The sequence below is a fragment of the Psychrobacter sp. JCM 18903 genome, assembly GCF_000586475.1.
Taxonomy (GTDB): Bacteria; Pseudomonadota; Gammaproteobacteria; order Pseudomonadales; family Moraxellaceae; genus Psychrobacter.
On the sequence record NZ_BAWJ01000005.1, the window covers coordinates 169,624 to 189,117 of the forward strand.

Here is a 19,494-nt window from a genome sequence, read left to right on the forward strand (position 1 = left end):
ATTACTGCGGCGGGGTTTGTGATTTTTTCTCACGCATGACGCCGAGATATTCTTTTACCGCTTGATTGTGCGCCGCCAAGCTATTGGTAAATTTGTGCCCGCCATTACCCGTCGCTACAAAGTACAATGCATCACTATCTGCTGGGTGCAAGGTCGCTTCGATAGAGGCAGCAGATGGTAGCGCGATAGGTGTTGGCGGTAGGCCATCCATTTGATAGGTGTTATAAGCCGTTTTTTCATCAATGTCTTTACGGCGAATGTTGCCTTCATAGCGACTGCCCATACCATAGATGATGGTCGGATCGGTCTGCATTCGCATGCCTTTATCTAAACGATTTCTAAACACCGCAGAGACCAAAGGACGCTCTTCTGCCACACTGGTTTCTTTTTCGATAATAGAGGCCATCACTAACGCCTCATAAGGCGTCTTATAAGGCAAATTGGGCGCACGATTTTCCCACGCTTCAGTCAATACTTGCTGTTGACGCTTATATAAATCGGTCAGTACCTGCTTATCAGTGCTGCCTTCCCCATAATAATAAGTATCAGGGGCAAACCAACCTTCAAGATTGTGATTGACGATAGGGTCGCTACTATTAATCACTTCATTTGGCAATATACCAACCAAATCCAACGCTTGAGCAATACCAGCATTGTCTCTATCATTGCCACTATCGTCGGTCAGCACCTCTTTTTTGATGCCTTTATTATCCCGTAACGTCTGATATAAATCTTTAGAGGTTTTGCCTTCGATGATTTGCACCTTTACCATCGATGCTTTTACCCCTTGCCCAAGTATATGTAGCGTTTCAGCAAAGGTAGGATTTTCAGGTAATTGATAAATACCAGCATGTAAGGGCCATCGACTTGTGTTTTCATATAGAGCTTGGCAATCGTGGCAGAAAACAGCGGGATTTGCTGTTGCCACTGCGGCAGTAAGCATAATAGCTCTGACCCTGCTCAATGGTGACCATTTGCTTTGGCTGCTCAATCCGCCCAAACAATGTCTGATAGACCATCACTAAGAAAAACGCAGCGATAAGCCCCAGCACTAGCAACACTTGATAACCACGCTGCATAAAGAACGATTGATTATCGGCTTTATATTCGCGTGGCTTAGCCGCTCCACTGATGAGTGACACATCTGTCGCTGGCGTTTCCTCTACTCCATCAACTGCTGGTTGCGTGTCTGGTAGTGTGGTATCGACACGCTCCTCAACACTGCTATCTGGTTTATTCGATGGCGTTTCATTAGGACGTTCAGGAGGCGTTTCAGATGTAGGCTTGCTCATGGCAACTCGCGAGGCAGAAGTTTGCTAGAATTTAGCACTGAACCGTGCGATTTTCAATGGTATTTGCTTAGCTTATGAATTATCTTGGTATTTACGCCTGCTGATATGGGCTAATATTTCTACCTTCTTTTATTGTTTTTCCTTTTCTTTAATAACGAAAACTGGTTATGAATCTACATTTTAATCAAAATCTTGCCAAAAATTACAAGTCGCCTAGTCAAATCATTAGAGTACTCAGTGAAGATTGGGTTGCTAAGCAAAGTTACTGCCCTAGTTGCAATACCGAGCCATTGGCGGAATTTACTAACAATCAGCCTGTCGCTGACTTTTATTGTGCAAATTGTAATGAGCAATATGAGCTAAAAAGTAAGCAAGCAAAGTTAAGCAACATTATCAATGACGGCGCTTATGACACCATGATTGAGCGTATCAGTAGCGACAATAATCCTAACTTTTTCTTTTTAACCTATTCTCAAGAATATAGCGTTAACAACTTCCTGATTATTCCTAAGCATTTTTTTAAGCCTGATATGATTGTCAAACGTAAGCCTTTATCAGTCACTGCCAAACGTGCCGGTTGGGTTGGTTGCAATATTGATTTACGACAAGTGCCCGAATCAGGGAAAGTATTTTTGGTGAAAAACCAGCAAGTCATACCACGCGATAATGTCACCGAGCAATTTCAAAAAACCTTGTTTCTACGTAAGCAATCTACAGCTCCGCGTGGTTGGACACTGGATGTTTGGCAATGTATTGATAACTGAACGTTAATTTTTCTCTCAATCAAGTTTATGCGTTTGCTGATGAATTACAGCGTAAACATCCTGAAAATAATCACATTAAAGATAAAATCCGCCGACAATTACAAGTATTACGCGATAGAGGTATTATTGAATTTACTGGTCGTGGGCGTTATTGCAAATTATATTAAACGTTTCTCATTGAAGCGCTCAGGTCTTGGTTGCCCTTTATTATTACGGTATACATCTGCAATTAACGCCTCTCTATCGTCCCATAAAGGTAAACGTGCCGTTGCAACGAGACGGTCATGAAACTTATGCGGTGGATACTCTCCATCAATTTCATCATTGATTTTAAAAAAGTGCTCTTCTCGATAATCGACGTAAGCATGCATTCTATTTTTAACGTAGTTGTTCCAATACCAGACCAGCTGGATAGTTGTACGCGCAGGTTTAGTAAACTGCTTTAAGTTAACTGTCAGCGCACGTGTGACTGGTTCATCGTTAGGAAAAACTCTAATACGCTGCTCGATAACTTCTTCTCTTGTTTCTGCGTACTCAAACACGCCGCCAAACGCAATAAATTTTTTAAAGTCTTTCAAATACATAACACCAAGCGATAATTCAGTGAATCTTGATAAATGAATAATTTCATCAGGTTGTTTTTTTGCTAATTTGCAAATCTCATCAAAAATTAATAGTCGACGGATTTGTAAAGGTATTCGTTCATCTTCGTAGATGTAGTCCATGGATATCTCTCCTTATCAAAATACTATCATTGATCGATTTTCCTTATCGCACAAGTCTACGTAACAAAAGACGATCACTTCTTTTTAAGCGCCTTTGCTAACCTAGAATATATAAATACTCAAGAAATTTTGATAAGCGTATATCGGGGATAGTAATTATGAAAGTAGATAAAAAACTGAAGAGAGCTCTTCAGATAGAGATTGTCGAGACGTTGAATAATATCGTAGAAGTTAACGCAGAGAACGAGCAAGACGCACTATTAAAAGTGCGAGATATGTATCGCAATGAAGAAGTTGTTTTGTACCCAGATGACTTCATTGATACCAAGTTTAATATTTTTTAAATATGATTCAATCGCTTAAAATCTCACCATTTCACCCGATAATAACGTCAGGCTACTCATTGGCATGACACCGCGCAGTGCATTACAAAAGAACAGCTGGCTTAACTGTGGCAAATCCTCATCTTTTAATGATCTGATAATGACGGGATGTTTGCTAGTCAATAACGCATCGATAAGCACTTGTCGCATCACGCCAGCGACGCCCGCTTGCGCCATCGAAGGTGTATACCATTGACCTTGGTCTAAATAATTCGGATCATTTTTATTGATGTCTAAATGGCTTGCGGATTTTGAGGATTGCTGCTCTGATAATTGATAAAAGACATTGCTCATCGTACCTTCAACCAACGACCACTCATGTCACGTAGCAGACCTTCGCCGATGCTGGGTTTGATATTGTCTTCCGATACTTGGGCTTTGATGCCTTGTAACTCACCACTTGCCAGCACATTATCAAGGCAGTTGAGGCTTTTGAGTCCGGCTAATGGTGGCGGTAAGCAAGCAAGCTGCGAAGATAGGCAAATGGCAGAACTGATAGGCTGCATCGGGATTGAGCACCCATCAGGCAAGCGTAATTGCTCAGTCGTAGTGACGGTCATCGCAGAGGATTTTAGCCAAATCTCACAAGCGCTACCAGATGTGGTTGGCACATAGCCATAACCACGGACATCTTGCACGGCGCGAGTCACCATCAGTTTCAGCATGCCTTGTTGTAGTTGCTCGGCATGCGTCTGCAATAAAGCCATGACAGAATGACTGTCTAATTCAAGTTGTAAAGCTTCAGCATGGGAAACAAGGCGCTGCTGATGATGAGCCAACCACAGTATCTGCCCATCGATGACCCCCATCGTGGTAAAAAACCCATCGCCATATGCCAACCCACGATTGTCTAGCGATACTGTGTCTGAGATATCCGTCGTAGCACTTGATGGATGTATGCATAGCCAATTATTGAGCGGCATGATAGCGAGCACAGCTTACTTCTTATCTGTTTGGGCAGCAGATTTATTGATGACCAGCATACAACTATAGAACTCACATTTTGCCAATTCTATTTTTTGACCACCGATGACTTTATTTTTGATAATTTGACCATTAAGCATATCAGAAATCAGTTGTCCGCCCTCATCACCCATCAGTTGGCGGGCAAGCTTATGCGCTTTTTCGGCATGGTTTTGACTTATCTCTTTTTCTTTATCAGAGTCAGTAGGATTGGCAAAGTACCAGCCGAGTTCGAGATACTTTTCAGAATCAATCAGATCCAAATACGGCGCATCAGTATCCATAAAGCGATATTTGGCGGCTGGATTACTGGCATAGTCGAGGCTGTTCTCGTCAGTGCTCATGACCTTGCCAAAAGTCGCTTTGATCTCATCTAAATTATCGACGTTCAGTGACGCTACATTTTTAGTGCCCCATCCCGCAACGTCATATTTCACTTGTGTACCTTGCTGAGCAGTAGCGCCGTCTAAATCGGCGTTCGGCGCAGCATTGTCCTGTACTAGCGCATCGTCAGCGACGGTTTGCTCGCTCATATCGGCATCTTGGTTTTGGGCGTCGTCTTTACTGCTATCACAGCCACTGAGCGACACGCCGACTGCCATTATCGTACCAACCAAGAGGGTCTGTAGGCTATTATTCCACATGGGCAATTTACTCACACTTTTAGATGATTCTCAAAATAGTATTAACGAGCAGGCAGATAAGCCGCTGATAATGGACATTATATTTTATAAACAAGCGTTCTTATACTTGGTATTTTATGACTCAGTTTGTTATGTCCGTTTCCTATGACTTGGTTTTTGACAGTTCAGTTACTGATGGTTATGCAACTGCCAAAATATCAATATAAAATTTTCATACTCTCTAGTTTACCCAACTGCTTAACACTTGACCACCCTTTACGTTACGGATAACGCTCCCAGACAGTACAGATTTGTTAAAGACCTAATCTGTCAAAAAACCTACCTATTCAAGTGTTTACTCGTTAGACCACTGATTTGTCAAATATCGCATTATCCCTTATGATGATTGTATATCAATGCCCTTCCACTGATTATTTTTTGCCTCTTATCGCAAGCAGACCTATTATGACCCAGCATTTTATCGTTATCGGCAATCCCATTACCCACAGCAAATCTCCTGAAATTCATACGTTATTTGCAGCGCAGACGGGCATTGAGATTAGCTATCAACGCCAATATTGCCCCGATGATGCAGCCAGTTTTACCGCGGTGCTTGAGGCGTTTTTTCAGGGCGGCGGGGTTGGAGCAACGTGACTGTACCTTTTAAACAAATCGCTTATGACTGCTGCGCGGCGCGCGGTGTTTATCGGAGCATGCCAAAGTTGCAGGCGCAGTCAATACACTGTTACTAAATAAAGCGCTGGTGAAAAGTGGCGTGCTCATCACCGAGGCATTGTATGGCGATAATACTGACGGACAAGGACTGGTCAATCACATCGTAAGTTTGGGTTGGCGATTGAATGGTGCTCGCGTGGCACTCATTGGTGCAGGCGGCGCAGCACGTGGGGTGATATTGCCATTGATTGAAGCCGGTATCGCACATCTTACGATTGCCAATCGCACGCTGAGCAAGGCAACAGCGTTAGTCACTGAGCTTAGCGCGGCAAGCGCTGCTATTCATGAGCAGCAAATTGAAACTTGTCGCACGGCGGATTTAAATGGAAAGTTTGATATTATCATCAATGCGACTTCTATTGGTTTATCAGCAGATACGCTACCACTAAGCGACACGCTAAACGGTGACTATGCTTATGACATGATGTACGGACGCACGCTGCCGTTTCTGCAGCATTTTTCTGCGCGTGGCGCACAGATTTCTGATGGTTATGGCATGCTCATAGGACAAGCAGCGCTAAGCTTTGAGCGTTGGACAGGTCATACGATCGATGTTGCGCAAGCGACCGAAACGCTACACAGCCGTTAATCGAAAATTGACATAAAAAAGTCGCATGAACTCAGCTCATGCGACTTTTTTAATACTTTATTTCAAACGTACTGGTGGTTTGACACTCATCAATTAGCCAAAGCGCGCCAGTAGCCAGTTTTCGATACGCCGTAGCGGTATGCGTAAGTTGGTTGAATGCATTACTACTCCGCCGCTCAGACCCACCAAGCAGCCAATCACGGTATCAAAAAGGCGCGTGCGAATCACTTCTTGATAGGCGGACTCAGAAAGCGGTAGGCCACTGCCATATTCTGCAATAAATATCGTCAGCGGCGTGATAAATATGACTGCCAAACCATAATGTCGATCCACCAACGTCTCGATACAAAGCATCATCGTCAGTATCGCCAGTGCGACACCCCATATTGACAATCCCCAAGACAACATCCAACTCGCCAAAACCACACCCAATACTGTGCCAAGTAAACGATGTATTTGCTTAATCCACATGGTACGCAAATGAATACCTTGGATAATTAAAAAGCAACTAACTGCTGCCCAATAGGGATTAGACAGCTGTAAAGTGACGGCGATGAGTAAGGCTAAACTGACAAAACTGGCGACAATCACACTTTCAGTAATGGTATCTAGCTCGTAGCTATAAGTAGGCGTCGGCGTCGCTGGGCGCGTCGCCAGTAAAAATAACGAATACAGCAATGCCATCACTAAAGCAAAGCTACTGCCAAGCATCACCAGTCCAGCTGCACGTAAGATGTCTTCCAAAGGCAACGGTATAAATAGCGCAATAGCACCTGCCATCATCACAAAAAGTCCCGCTGGCGGTGGCTGACGATAATAACGTCCAAAAATCACAATACCAAACGCCATGAGCGTAAATATCGGCAGCTTTAATAGCGGGACTTGCTGAGCAATTAGACCGAGCGCAAAGCACAGCGACATGGCAAAACCCCAAGCCATCACTGTCACCAATCGATACGGCAGCTTGCCCACTAACGGTATATTCAAAATAACCATCGCCCCCAAAGACGCTTTGATACCTGACGATAAAGCATCAAAATAAGCGCCCACAAACACAGGGAAACTGATGCAATAGCCGCGATAATCGGCATATGCCACGGTCTCTTACTACGGTTCACTGTCAGCAAATGCGCCAGCTCCCCATCAATTAAAGCCTTTATGCGAGCAAATAACGCTGTCAGCCAAGATGCTCGCGTTGCCTCGCGCTTGGATGCGCTCATAATTGGCTTTCCTTATATCGTAAATGCAGTTAAAAAATGTTTTTCTGATACGGTCACATCTATCATAAATAAGTACTTAACCACAGACAATAATAAAAACCGAACCCATCGATCCATAAATTAATGTTTTGATTTAAAATATCAATTATGAATATTAGTTATTAGTTATATATTTGTCTCTACAGAAGATTTATACTGACAGTAACGCCGCGACAGCTGTTTTTTATCAAGGATGCCTTAACGGCAATCAAAATGGATGAGCTGTTTTTGATAAATCTGAATGATGAGCCGTGATATCGTCTATTCTTACCCCAAATAATTAAACACCCTTTTACATGAAACGTGGCTCAAATACCGAGCTAGCCATTTATGATAGCGAATAACTAAAGAGAGCGACTATGTTAACTTACAAAGCACCTTTACGTGATATCAAGTTTTTAATAAATGATGTTTTGGACTTTCAAACTCATTATAAAGATTTGGACAATGGCGAAAATGCCGATCCTGAAACCGTTGATATGATTCTTCAAGGGATGGCAGATTTTGCTGAAAATGTCTTAGCACCTTTATATCAACCAGCAGATGCTGAAGGTTGTCATTTTGAAAATGGTGTGGTCACAACCCCTAAAGGCTTTAAAGAAGCTTATGATCAATTTGTAGAAGGCGGCTGGCAAGGTATTTCTTACCCTGAAGAGTACGGCGGTATGAACTTACCGACCTCATTGAACTTAATTAAAGCTGAAATGATCGGCACGGCGAACTGGCCATGGGCAATGTATCCTGGTCTATCAACTGGCTGTATCAATACCATTATGCAATATGGTACCGATGAGCAAAAAGAAACCTACTTGCATAAATTGGTCGAAGGCTCTTGGGCAGGCACCATGTGCTTGACTGAACCACAATGTGGTACGGATTTGGGTCAAGTTAAGTCTAAAGCCATTCCACAGGATGACGGCTCTTATAAGCTTAGCGGTACTAAGATTTTCATCTCAAGTGGTGAGCATGATTTAACGGAAAACATCGTTCATATTGTCTTAGCACGTTTGCCAAATGCACCAGAAGGCACACGCGGTATCTCATTATTTATCGTACCGAAATTCTTACCAACTACTGAAGGTGAAATTGGCGAGCGTAATGGCGTGACTTGTGGATCGATCGAACACAAAATGGGCATTAGCTCATCGGCTACTTGTGTACTAAACTTTGATGATGCCGTTGGTTACTTAATTGGTGAGCCGAACAAAGGTCTAAAAGCCATGTTTACCTTTATGAATACTGCCCGTATTGGTACTGGTATCCAAGGTTTGGCTCATACTGAATTGTCATTCCAAAACGCGCTGCCGTATGCAAAAGATCGCCGTTCTATGCGTACCTTATCAGGCACAAAAGAGCCTGAAAAAGTTGCTGATGCCATCATCAACCATGCTGACGTACGTCGTATGCTATTGACCCAAAAAGCCTTTGCAGAAGGTGGCCGCTCAATGATTTATCATTCTGCGCGCTATGCCGATAAAATGGCACAAGGTATCATCAATGGCGATGATGAAGAGTTTGAAAAATGGGATGACAAATTGGGTTTCTACACACCAATCCTGAAAGGCTTCTTAACTGAGCTAGGTATCGAGGCGGCCAAACACGGTCAGCAAGTCTATGGTGGTCATGGCTATATCAAAGAATGGGGCATGGAGCTGATTGCTCGTGATGCTCGTATCGCCACCATGTACGAAGGTACGACTGGTATTCAAGCATTGGATTTACTCGGTCGTAAAGTGATCTTGCAGTCTAAAGGCAAAATCATCCGCGATTACACCTCAAGCATCATGAAATGGTGTGGCGAGTATGCGCTTGATAAAGACATGCGTAAATTTGTTTGGGCGCTCACCAAGCTATGTGCTGAGTGGAATACATTGACTGTCCGCTTGATGCTAATGGCACGTAAAGATCGTGAAATCATCTCAGCTGCATCAGATGACTTCTTGATGTACTCAGGTTATGTCATGATGGGTTATCATTGGGCGCGTATGGCAGCAGTCGCTTATGACAAGCTAGAAAACGGCGGCACTGAATCCCCAGAATTCTACAAAGCTAAGATCCAAACGGCTGAATTCTACTTTGATAAGTTGTTACCACGTACCTCGGGGCATGCCGAAGCCATGGTTGCACCAAGTGACAGCATGACAGCAATGAAGATTGAGAACTTTGCTTTTCTAGACTAAGATAGCATCACAATTAAGCAGTAATTAATAAGAAAAGCGCCTAGCATGTAGGCGCTTTTTTATGCTTAACTAAAAGTACAGACGTTCTCATTAAAGCCTATCGATAATAAATATAAATCATAGATGAGAGACAACGAGTAACTCATTATAGATAAACGGCCATTTTAGGAGCCAATCATGTTATCCACTGATTATCAAAAAACGTCTTTAGCCTCATCATTTATACGAGTGCTACTGCTCAGTACAGCACTGATCAGTTTTAGCGCAACTAGTGCTACGGAGCTGGCTGAAAACCCTGACACTCCTATTAAATTTGCCCAAGGCGCGATCAGTAGCACGATCACTGGCAAATTAAGCCCCCATGAAGATAAGCGCTGGTATCGCTTTGATGCCACCAGCTGGCAATATGCCGTTATTAATATTGCACCACTTACTGGTACGCCTGAGACCGCCAATGTCGGCGTATTACATATGCCAAACGGTACGCAAGATGGTAGCAAAGGCGGTATCGTGTATCAAGGCTGCTACCCGCAACCGGAGAATATCGCTTACGTATTGCCCGCAACTTGATGGCGACTGAAGGCAAAACGGCTGGTTATAAGGTTGAGGTAATGATATTACCCACGTATGCTAGTAAATCGCTATGTGAGTACTTATAACGATTGATGAATCGTCATTTTGGACGATATCAGCATTTTAGCTACCCAGCATTTTTTTATGATACACCGCGCTAATTTCTTCAACTTCCACACATATCTGTAAGGCTGCTCGCCCTGATTGCTCTGCGCTATCTCCTGCTCTATCGCCGTCACCAGCAGCCCTGCTAGCTGATTACGAATCACCATGTCACGACCAGTCATCAGTTTTAGATGCGCATAAATAAAGCCATACGCCTGCTCATCATCTTCAACGCCTACCAAAAATGTCTCAATAGGTACAATCCGTGCTTTAATATCAGTCGGCGTGCCAAAGTGCCCACTGTTCCATAACGCTTTATTTAACGCTTTAAGCAATGATTCTTCATGAGCAATACTGACATTGGGCGTCATTTGAATGGTTAAATGTGGCATGAATATGTCCTTATAAAATATGAGTGAGGGAGTAAAATATTAGCCATCGTTTCAGGATTGATTGAACAGCCCGTTAGCGGCAATGATTTTTAGTCATCAGTAACTTTTTAGTCATCAATAATAGTACTAAAGCAAGCAGCAAGGGTCTCAGCTAATTGTGCTGGTGGCAGCTCAATTTCTAAACCACGGCGACCACCGCTGACATAAATCGTTGTCTGCTCTACAGCCGAGCTGTCTATGATAGTCGGCAAGCGCTTTTTTTGTCCCAATGGCTGACGCCGCCTAGCACATAGCCCGTACTACGCTCTACCTGCTTAGGATCCGCCATTTGCACCTTTTTGCAGGTCAGCAATTTATTCGAAGATAGCGCCTTAGCCATTTTTTTAAAGTTTAACGTTTTATCCACGGGTAAGATAGCAACGGCAAGCGCACCAGTCTCTGTCGACACCACCAAGGTTTTGAACACTTGTGACACATCCACGCCTAGCTTTTCTGCCGCCTCTAAGCCAAAAGAGGCGGCATTACTGTCATGGACATAGTCGTGTAATTGATAGTTCAGAGCGCGTTGTTTGGCAAGATTAATCGCTGGTGTCATAATATTTCAGCTTATATCAATAATATTAAAGGGTAGATTTAAACATAATTACTCTATGTGACTCTTGGTTGTCGCCGAACTATTATTGCGCTAAATACATTAACTTTCAATTATTTGAGCTTATTAAGAGCGGCTTAACTCACTATATAGTAACCAGACCGTATTAATATTAGTAGTATATACAGACACTATATATCGCTTTGATGGCTTTTATGGCATCATAAGCGCAACATATTTGACTATTTTTGATACTGACTATGATACCGAAGTTCTTACAAAAACGGATTTTTAAAGCGCCAGTCACAACCGACAGCGCTTCTAATACTGACGTCAATCCAATCGCCCCCAAGCCTTATTCCAATGCGCCGATTAATCAAATTTATCGCAAGCTATCGGGGCAGCTACTCGATGTCGCTGTTAAACCTAAGTTATTGGGTGAATTACCTGAGTTCGATACAGACGATCAAACGCTAAGATTTTATGTGTTGCAAGATTATTCGCGTTCCAACAGTATTTTGATTGACCTGCAGACGCAAGAGCACAACCTACCGCCAGCATTGGTTGGGGTACATGATGCCGCCCATAATATCAAAGAAAACGCAGCCATCATATTTTTGAACCATCCAAGCGCTAAAGACAGTCAGCTATCGCCGCGCCTGTCACGTTTGGTGTCTGCTGTATTGCAACATCCAGAGCTAAAAGTACGTTTGGTACCCGTCTCTATTTTATGGGGACGCGCCCCAGAAAAAGAGGATTCACTGTTTAAGCTGCTGACCGCTGACAACTGGCAAGACCCTAGCATCACCAAGCAGCTCTTTAATATCGGAGTAATGGGACGTGACACCTTTGTACAGTTCCATCCACCTCAAGATCTACGTACCTTATCAACGATAGCCTTAAAGGTGATGAAGAAGGGTTTTCTATTTTTGATTCACTAGCCGTTGATTCAAAAGAGAACTCTATAAAAGAAGGTGATGTAAAAGAAAGCTCTGCAAAAGACAGCAATTTAGACATCACGAGTAGCGTGGGCGATGCTGACGAAGCACCAAATTATGCTTTGGTAGCGACCGCTGACAGCAATCGTGAACTGGTACGTATGCTACAGCAGCGGCTTACGGTTTATTTAGACAAGCAGCGTGCCAGTATGCTCGGTCCTGATTTATCAGACAGACGCAACTTAGTAGACAAGCTGGTGTATTCACCAGCTATCAAACATGCGATAGAGGCAGAAGCAGTAGAATCCGGTATCAGTGTACGTGAAGCCCGTGTCTTGGCTAAAGGTTATGCCAATGAGATGGTCAATGACTATTCACATTCCATCGTGCGCGGTTTTTATAAGTTTTTAACGTGGTTATGGACGCAACTCTATGATGGCGTAGAAGTCCATCATTTCGAGCGCGTACGTGAGCTTGCGACTGACTATGAGCTGGTTTATGTGCCTTGTCATCGTAGCCATGTCGATTATCTATTGCTATCTTATGTCATCTACAAGCGTGGTCTGAGCATTCCTTATGTCGCTGCTGGTGACAACCTAGATGTACCCGTATTAGGACCATTATTACGCGGCGCAGTTGCCTTTTATATACGTCGTAGCTTTCGTGGCAATGCACTTTATACTGCCGTCCTCCGCGAATATATGCACACCCTTATTACGCGTAACACACCGATTGAATACTTTATCGAGGGTGGTCGCTCGCGTTCAGGACGTTTATTACCACCGAAGATGGGCATGCTAGCAATGACAGTGCACAGTCAATTACGTCATTCTGAGAAGCCAGTGGTTTTCATTCCGACTTATATCGGTTATGAGCGTATTATGGAAGGTGGCACCTATGTTGGTGAGCTAAAAGGCAAGCCAAAAGAATCTGAATCTTTACTAGGCTTACTCAAAGTTGGTCGTAAAATTGAGCGTATCTTTGGTAATGTACATCTAAGCTTTGGCACACCACTGCATCTTAGCGACTTTATGACAAAATTCGATGTGCCAGCCAATAGCTTGCCGACGGATCGCACCGATACCCCGCTCGATGATAAAGCCAGCGCGATGGTCGATAACATCGGCGTCAAAATCATGCAGCACATCAATAAGGCGGCGGTTGTGACGCCCGTTTCGTTATTATCATTGGTATTATTATCAGCGCCTAAAGCGGCTTTAGATGAAGAAATCTGCCGTGAGCAAATTGCCCTTTATCAAGGTCTTGCTCAGCAGTTGTCCTACTCAGATGATACCGTCATTACAGATATGAGTCCGCAGCAAATTATTGATTATGGTATCAAGCTAAAGCTCATTGAACGTACGCCGCATATCTTAGGAGACATCATTCAGATTGCCGGTAAACAAGCGGCATTGCTCAGCTATTTCCGTAATAATATCCTGCATGTGTTTATTTTACTGTCTTTCTTATCAGCATTAGTGGCGCGTAACGGCCGTATCGAACGCAGTCGTTTGGACAATATTGCTAAGCAACTCTATCCATTTTTACAAAGCGAGCTGTTCTTATATTACCCAGCACATGGCTTAGCTGATACCTTAAACAAGAAAGTCGACAGCCTACTCTCGCATGGTCTAATTGTCGAATTGAGTGATGGCGTACTCAGCGTCCCTGAGTCAAACAGCAAATGCTATCAGCAGCTGCAAGTGCTAGCGACGCCTGTCGGACAGAGCCTTGAGCGTTACTTTATGACGCTTGCCCTACTCGCCCAGCAAGGCTCAGGCAATCTAACCGAAAGCGAAGTCGTTGATCTGTGTCATCTGCTGGGTCAGCGCTTATCTGTACTATATGCAGATGATATTCCTGATTTCTTTGACCGCGCCTTATTCACCAGCTTCATCAGTGCCTTGACTCGTCTTGATTACTTGCAAAAAGATGATGAAACTGGCGTATTGACCTTTGATCATCGTATCAATGATATTGCTAGTCATGCTAAGTACGTGCTAACGCCTGACATGATGCAGATTTTGCAGCAAGTCGCCAGCTTAGATGAAGAAGAAATTACCCATGCGATTACTGAGATTAGTAATAAAAAGCAGCGTAAATTTGGGCGTAAGCGTTAATCTGCAACCAGCTATAATATTTAATGAGCTAAACTAAATATATCGAGCAAAAAAAGACCTCTAATTGATTAGAGGTCTTTTTTATCTTCAAATTTGAAATTTCTAAGTAGCTTTTTTTTTAACAACTATCTTTTAAGTAACTACCTTTTAAACAACAGTCCTAAGTCGAAATCTTTTTATATTTCATGCGCTTAGGAGTGGCAGCATCACCCATCGTCTTTTTGCGATACGTTTCAAACTCAGAATAGTTACCATCGAACCAAACTGGGCCTTCATCTTCGAACGCCAAGATATGAGTCGCGATACGGTCAAGGAACCAGCGATCATGCGAGACGACCATGACCGTACCTGGGAAGACCTGAATCGCATCTTCTAGCGCACGTAAGGTTTCAATGTCCAAATCGTTTGACGGTTCATCAAGGAGCAAGACGTTCGCGCCCTGCTTCAATGTCTTAGCTAGCTGTAAACGGTTACGCTCACCACCTGACAATTGACCGACGTGCTTTTGCTGATCTGAGCCTTTGAAGTTAAAGCGACCGATATAAGCACGACTTGGCGTGGTGTAATCGCCAACCGTAATAATATCAAGACCGTCAGACACTTCTTCCCAAACGGTTTTGCTGTCATCTAAGTTGTCACGTACCTGACCAACATAGGCAACTTTGACACTTTCGCCCAAATCGACTGAACCCGTATCTGGCGTATCACGTTCGGTAATCATATTAAATAGCGTGGTTTTACCCGCACCATTTGGTCCGATGATACCGACGATCGCACCAGCTGGCACGTTAAAGCTTAGGTTTTCATAAAGCAGACGATCACCAAATGATTTGGAGATGTTATTCACTTCAATGACTTTATTACCTAAACGAGGACCGGGCGGAATATAAATTTCAGCTGTCTCATTACGCTGCTGGAACTCTGTTGAGTTCAACTCTTCAAAGCGCTGTACACGAGATTTAGACTTGGCTTGTTGACCTTTTTGGTTTTTGCGAATCCAATCCAGCTCTTTTTTCAGTGCTTTAGCAAATGACTCTTCTTGCTTATTCTGCTGCTCTAAACGCGTGTTCTTTTGCTCGAGCCACTCAGTATAGTTACCTTCATACGGATAGCCATGGCCACGATCTAGCTCCAAAATCCACTGAGCGACGTTGTCTAGGAAATATCTATCATGGGTAATGGCAACGATTGTACCGCTGTAGTTCTGTAAGAACTGCTCTAGCCATGCAACAGATTCGGCGTCTAAATGGTTGGTTGGTTCGTCAAGTAACAGCATATCAGGGCGTGACAATAGCAAACGACATAGTGCCACACGGCGTTTTTCACCACCAGACAGCTTACTCACATCCGCATCCCAAGGTGGCAGACGTAGGGCATCAGCCGCTTTTTCTAACTGAGTATTTAAGTTATGGGCATCCCACGCTTGAATAATGTCTTCCATCTTGCCTTGTTCTTCAGCAAGCTTATCAAAGTCAGCATCAGGCTCAGCGTATTCTGCATAAATGGCATCTAAACGTGCGAGCGCATCTAATGCTTCACGCATACCGTCTTCGACGTTACCGCGTACGTCTTTGCTGTCATCAAGCTGTGGTTCCTGCGGCAGATAACCAATTTTGGTGCCAGTTTGCGCGCGTGCTTCACCACTAAATTCAGTATCCACGCCCGCCATAATGCGTAGCAAGGTTGATTTACCTGAACCATTGATACCCAAGACACCAATTTTGGCACCTGGGAAAAATGATAAGTTAATATTTTTTAAGATTTCACGCTTAGGCGGAACAAGTTTTGACACGTTGTTCATCGTGTAAATATATTGAGCCATTAACACTCCGATAGACTGCATAAAAGAGGCGAGCAAATCATACTTAGCAATGATGCCAAGCGTGCTGCACCTCAAAATCAGGGTTACAAATTATAAGCCATTATCGCATTGTGGCGCATACCCTGCAAGCCAACAGATTGTTTTAACGATTGTTTTACGGCTTTTGTCACAGAGTGCTCAGCTTTCTAGCTAAAAGCGGTAACGAAACCTACTATCGAACCGTTTCGCTTAACATTCTGACTTATAACTGTTTTATAAAGACCACAAAAAATAGCATCAAAACTTTCGCAAATTTAATCAATAGCCGTTAGCATGTTAGGATAACTTAACAGATTCACTCGACCTGACCTAAGTGATATCTGCTAAATTGGTGCACAGGTGAACACAATATTTATGACGTCAATCATTTTGATAGTATTAACAAAGGTACTGATAATATGACCAACGGCTATCGCCCTGAAATGATTCAACATGCATTTATCGATTTTATTGGATCACACTTACAGCCGTTTTGGTCTTTCACTGTCCCAAAGCTGCGCCTTGTTGCGCGGTATACCCTTAGCGATGACTTAATAGCGCTCAGATTTGAGACCAATCATGCTTTTCGACGGCAATTAGTGGGTTCGCAACGTGGTTGGCAGGGTGGGCAACATCTTAACTTAAGCGTTCTTATTGAAGGTGTGTATCATCAGCGCAGCTATTCATTATTAGGTTTGGCGCATCAACCGCTCTGGTGGCAAAATGCTGCTATCAATAATAGTACTAATAGTGGCGCTAGTAAAAAGCAACCCCCTTATCTTGCGGTTACTATTGCTATGAAGCCACAAGGCTTGGTTTCGGATTATTTAACCAAACATATGGCACTTGGCAGTGTCATCAATAGTAGTGTCCCCAGTGGCTCTTTCACTTTGGCACAATCATCTATAAAGGTACAGACAACATCAGCTGCCGAAAAACCTGCTTCTTTATTATTTATCGCGGGTGGCAGCGGTATTACGCCCATGTTAGGGCTCATCACGCAAGCACTGGACAACGGACATCAGGTGACGTTGCTATATTACAGTCGCACTGAAATGCTCCCGTTCAAAAACCAATGGCAACAACTGAGCATAGCGTATCCAGCTTTCACCTATCATCTGGTCAATACCGAGAAATCTGATACTTATTTGGCTGGCAAGCGACACTTGAGCGTAGACAGTTTGTTGGCATTAAACCTGCCACTGGCAGATACGCAAATATTTGCATGCGGGTCACAGACTCTGTTGACTGGCTTATATAAAGCAGCGGCGAAGGTAACCTTACCGCACAATAAAAACCTGCGCGATAATATCATTGTAGAAAACTTTGGTCATGCGTTGCCTGATTTCAATTTTGATAACAAACAGGCGCTCGATAGAAAAAAACACGCAGCACAACATACTGTTTATTTACGGGCGAGGCAACGGCAGTTTGACAGTAGCACGACATTATTGAATGCCGCAGAGGACGCAGGAATTCGCTTAGCGCATGGTTGTAGACAAGGTATCTGCCAGTTGTGTCGCTGCAATAAAGTCAGCGGTGTGGTCAAAAATATTCACACAGGAAAAATGAGCAGTGATGGTTATGAATCTATTCAAACTTGCATCAACATTGCCATGACTGATGTGGTGCTAGATATTTAGCAACACGGTGATAAAAATAAATACTCATAACGGCTCGTAAGATAGAAACACAGCCTGCTGTTACCTTATAGCCTACGGCAAAAACTTAAACAACTTATTGAACCGAACCCAGTACCGACTATCCGTACCATTTCGGTTAAGGATTATTTATGCGCTTGCTACCACCCGTCACTACTGCACAATCTGCTGTACCAGTTTTGACCCCACTAACTGATGCAAAACAGCAAAAAGCAAAGCAGTTGACTCGCTACCCAACGTTGACAGGAGCGCCCTTACCAAAGGCGCAATCTGATGCCCTCGCTCATGAATTAAATGTGCTTTACCGAAGCGTGATGGATTCGTTAGGTAGTGATGACGCACGATACATTAAACGAGTGTATGCCGCGGTAGTCTATAGTGAAATGACAGCGCGTGGCTTACTGGCAGCGGCTGGATGCCTGCAGTCAAAACGTAAAATAGTCTCGACTTGGTTATTGGGCACCTCACTACTGAGTCTCAGCAAAATTCTAAACAATATGGAGCTTGGGCATAATGTCATGCATGGTCAGTATGACTGGATGCAGCACCCGTATCTCAACAGCCAAAAGTTTGATTGGGACATTGTCTGTCCTGCCCCATTGTGGCAACACTCTCATAATTACTTGCATCATACTTTTACCAATATCGTTGGTCGTGACCATGATGTTGGCTATCACTTAATTCGCGTGACTGATGAGCAACCTTGGACGCCAAGCGACCGCCATAATATGTTCAAAACGGCGATATTGGCTCTAGGTTTTGAGTGGGCGGTCGCCTTTCATGATATTCAAATCAGTGTCGACGAATACGCAGACTCCCCTGATCGACACCAAACCATGCAACAGAAATCTCGCGCATTATTCGCCAAAATAGCCCGGCAAGTAGGCAAAGATCATATTGTGCTACCCACGTTAGCAGGGCTGACATTAGGTCGAGGTAGTGCTATGACGACACTGAGCGGTAATGTTACTGCCAATATCGTTCGTAATCTATGGACATGGGCGGTGATATTCTGTGGACACTTTACCGAACAAGCCCATATCTATACCCATCTCGATGCCGATGAGACTAAAGGCGACTGGTATGTGCGTCAAATTCTTGGCTCCAGCAATATTCAAGGCAGTAAGCTGTTTCATATTTTGACGGGTAATTTATCGCATCAAATCGAGCATCATATTTTCCCTGATATGCCAGCCAGTCACTATGCTCGTATCGCACCACAATTACAGGTGATCTGTCGCAAGTACAATCTACCCTACAATACTGGGCGCTTTGGTACACAATTCCGGCAAATGCTGGGACGTATCCGCCACTTTAGCAAGCCAAGTGCTGAAGAATGGCAGTCTTATTTACACTCACAAACTACGTCAATCGCTGAAACAAATCATGCCGTAACAGAAAGACCAAAAGAGCTGCCCGCTATACGTGGATTAGGTAAATATCTTCCCCCTGTCATGCGCCAAGCCTTATTTTATGCTTGATGTACAGCTCATATGGAGATCACTGGTAGACCCCTTTAGTCTTAACATTTACTCTATCGACTCTTACGCTAAAGAACTATAAATGTGAATCGAAAGGACTCATACTTTAGTGAACAATCTATTTGGTCATTCAAGCTCTTTTCATTTAAAAATACGCTTGATCCATACTAAAAAAAACCAATAATATTTAAGGGGCTGTCCTAGATAAGTAAAATAATCTAGGATAGTCATATGAGAAAGAGTAGATTAAGTTGGTACAAACAAACTAAGCTTATCGAA

The 19,494-nt window shown here is 43.4% G+C and carries 14 protein-coding genes and 4 pseudogenes; 9 read left to right on the forward strand and 9 right to left on the reverse strand.

Annotation, left to right across the window (positions count from 1 at the left end):
• Window position 1 precedes the first annotated feature (1 nt).
• A pseudogene (gene mltG / locus TT12_RS05325) lies at window positions 2–1,292 on the reverse strand (endolytic transglycosylase MltG).
• Window positions 1,293–1,459: 167 nt separating this feature from the next.
• Here mltG and TT12_RS05330 point away from each other — a divergent pair.
• Together TT12_RS05330 and TT12_RS16725 are read left to right on the forward strand one after the other, a co-directional pair.
• Window positions 1,460–2,056, forward strand: a complete 597-nt coding sequence (locus tag TT12_RS05330; protein ID WP_243443400.1) for a DpnI domain-containing protein — start codon at window positions 1,460–1,462, stop codon at window positions 2,054–2,056.
• Window positions 2,053–2,223, forward strand: coding sequence for a hypothetical protein (locus tag TT12_RS16725; RefSeq protein WP_243443411.1), 171 nt, complete (start codon window positions 2,053–2,055; stop codon window positions 2,221–2,223). The genes TT12_RS05330 and TT12_RS16725 overlap by 4 nt, the downstream gene beginning before the upstream one ends.
• Here the strand turns inward: TT12_RS16725 and TT12_RS05335 are convergent.
• Window positions 2,215–2,781, reverse strand: a complete 567-nt coding sequence (locus TT12_RS05335) for a hypothetical protein (protein ID WP_045452719.1) — start codon at window positions 2,779–2,781, stop codon at window positions 2,215–2,217. The genes TT12_RS16725 and TT12_RS05335 overlap by 9 nt on opposite strands.
• Before the next feature lie 158 nt (window positions 2,782–2,939).
• Between TT12_RS05335 and TT12_RS05340 the strand changes: the two genes are divergently transcribed.
• On the forward strand, window positions 2,940–3,125 hold the full coding sequence (locus TT12_RS05340; RefSeq protein ID WP_045452722.1) for a DpnD/PcfM family protein: 186 nt from the start codon (window positions 2,940–2,942) through the stop codon (window positions 3,123–3,125).
• A 15-nt stretch (window positions 3,126–3,140) separates the two neighbouring features.
• Here TT12_RS05340 and TT12_RS18230 read toward each other — a convergent pair whose 3' ends face one another.
• The 3 genes from TT12_RS18230 to TT12_RS05350 are packed head-to-tail and all read right to left on the reverse strand — an operon-like array spanning window position 3,141 to window position 4,771.
• Window positions 3,141–3,473 (reverse strand): aminotransferase class IV, encoded by a 333-nt coding sequence (locus TT12_RS18230; protein WP_279378803.1) that lies wholly within the window; start codon window positions 3,471–3,473, stop codon window positions 3,141–3,143.
• A complete protein-coding gene (locus TT12_RS18235) occupies window positions 3,455–4,099 on the reverse strand; it encodes an aminotransferase class IV (protein ID WP_279378804.1) in 645 nt (214 codons plus the stop codon). Before TT12_RS18235 ends, TT12_RS18230 begins: the two co-directional genes overlap by 19 nt.
• A 3-nt stretch (window positions 4,100–4,102) precedes the next feature.
• Window positions 4,103–4,771, reverse strand: coding sequence for a hypothetical protein (locus TT12_RS05350; protein ID WP_045452725.1), 669 nt, complete (start codon window positions 4,769–4,771; stop codon window positions 4,103–4,105).
• Window positions 4,772–5,215: 444 nt separating this feature from the next.
• Between TT12_RS05350 and aroE the strand changes: the two are divergent.
• A pseudogene (gene aroE, locus TT12_RS05355) lies at window positions 5,216–6,074 on the forward strand (shikimate dehydrogenase).
• 93 nt (window positions 6,075–6,167) lie between these two features.
• Here the strand turns inward: aroE and TT12_RS05360 are convergent.
• Entirely contained in the window at window positions 6,168–7,172 is a 1,005-nt protein-coding gene (locus tag TT12_RS05360; RefSeq protein WP_243443401.1) for an FUSC family protein, read from the reverse strand.
• Window positions 7,173–7,692: 520 nt separating this feature from the next.
• Between TT12_RS05360 and TT12_RS05365 the strand changes: the two genes are divergently transcribed.
• Window positions 7,693–9,513, forward strand: coding sequence for an acyl-CoA dehydrogenase C-terminal domain-containing protein (locus TT12_RS05365; RefSeq protein ID WP_045452727.1), 1,821 nt, complete (start codon window positions 7,693–7,695; stop codon window positions 9,511–9,513).
• 177 nt (window positions 9,514–9,690) lie between these two features.
• Entirely contained in the window at window positions 9,691–10,083 is a 393-nt protein-coding gene (locus TT12_RS05370) for a hypothetical protein (RefSeq protein ID WP_243443402.1), read from the forward strand.
• An 83-nt stretch (window positions 10,084–10,166) separates the two neighbouring features.
• On the opposite strand, the gene TT12_RS05375 is transcribed toward TT12_RS05370, so the two are convergent.
• A complete protein-coding gene (locus TT12_RS05375) occupies window positions 10,167–10,583 on the reverse strand; it encodes a tautomerase family protein (RefSeq protein WP_243443403.1) in 417 nt (138 codons plus the stop codon).
• A 107-nt stretch (window positions 10,584–10,690) separates the two neighbouring features.
• A pseudogene (gene ybaK / locus TT12_RS05380) lies at window positions 10,691–11,178 on the reverse strand (Cys-tRNA(Pro) deacylase).
• A gap of 257 nt (window positions 11,179–11,435) precedes the next feature.
• Here ybaK and plsB point away from each other — a divergent pair.
• Window positions 11,436–14,233: pseudogene (gene plsB / locus TT12_RS05390) on the forward strand (glycerol-3-phosphate 1-O-acyltransferase PlsB).
• Window positions 14,234–14,393: 160 nt separating this feature from the next.
• Here plsB and ettA read toward each other — a convergent pair.
• Window positions 14,394–16,055, reverse strand: a complete 1,662-nt coding sequence (gene ettA / locus TT12_RS05395) for an energy-dependent translational throttle protein EttA (RefSeq protein ID WP_045443195.1) — start codon at window positions 16,053–16,055, stop codon at window positions 14,394–14,396.
• A gap of 437 nt (window positions 16,056–16,492) precedes the next feature.
• On the opposite strand from ettA, the gene TT12_RS05400 reads away from it, so the two are divergent.
• Together TT12_RS05400 and TT12_RS05405 are read left to right on the forward strand one after the other, a co-directional pair.
• The gene (locus TT12_RS05400) at window positions 16,493–17,716 is read left to right on the forward strand and encodes a flavin reductase family protein (RefSeq protein ID WP_045452732.1); all 1,224 of its coding nucleotides are present in this window, start codon (window positions 16,493–16,495) and stop codon (window positions 17,714–17,716) included.
• Between the two features lie 149 nt (window positions 17,717–17,865).
• Complete coding sequence (locus TT12_RS05405) at window positions 17,866–19,215, forward strand: fatty acid desaturase family protein (protein WP_045452735.1); 1,350 nt, start codon at window positions 17,866–17,868, stop codon at window positions 19,213–19,215.
• The last annotated feature ends 279 nt before the right edge of the window (window positions 19,216–19,494 follow it).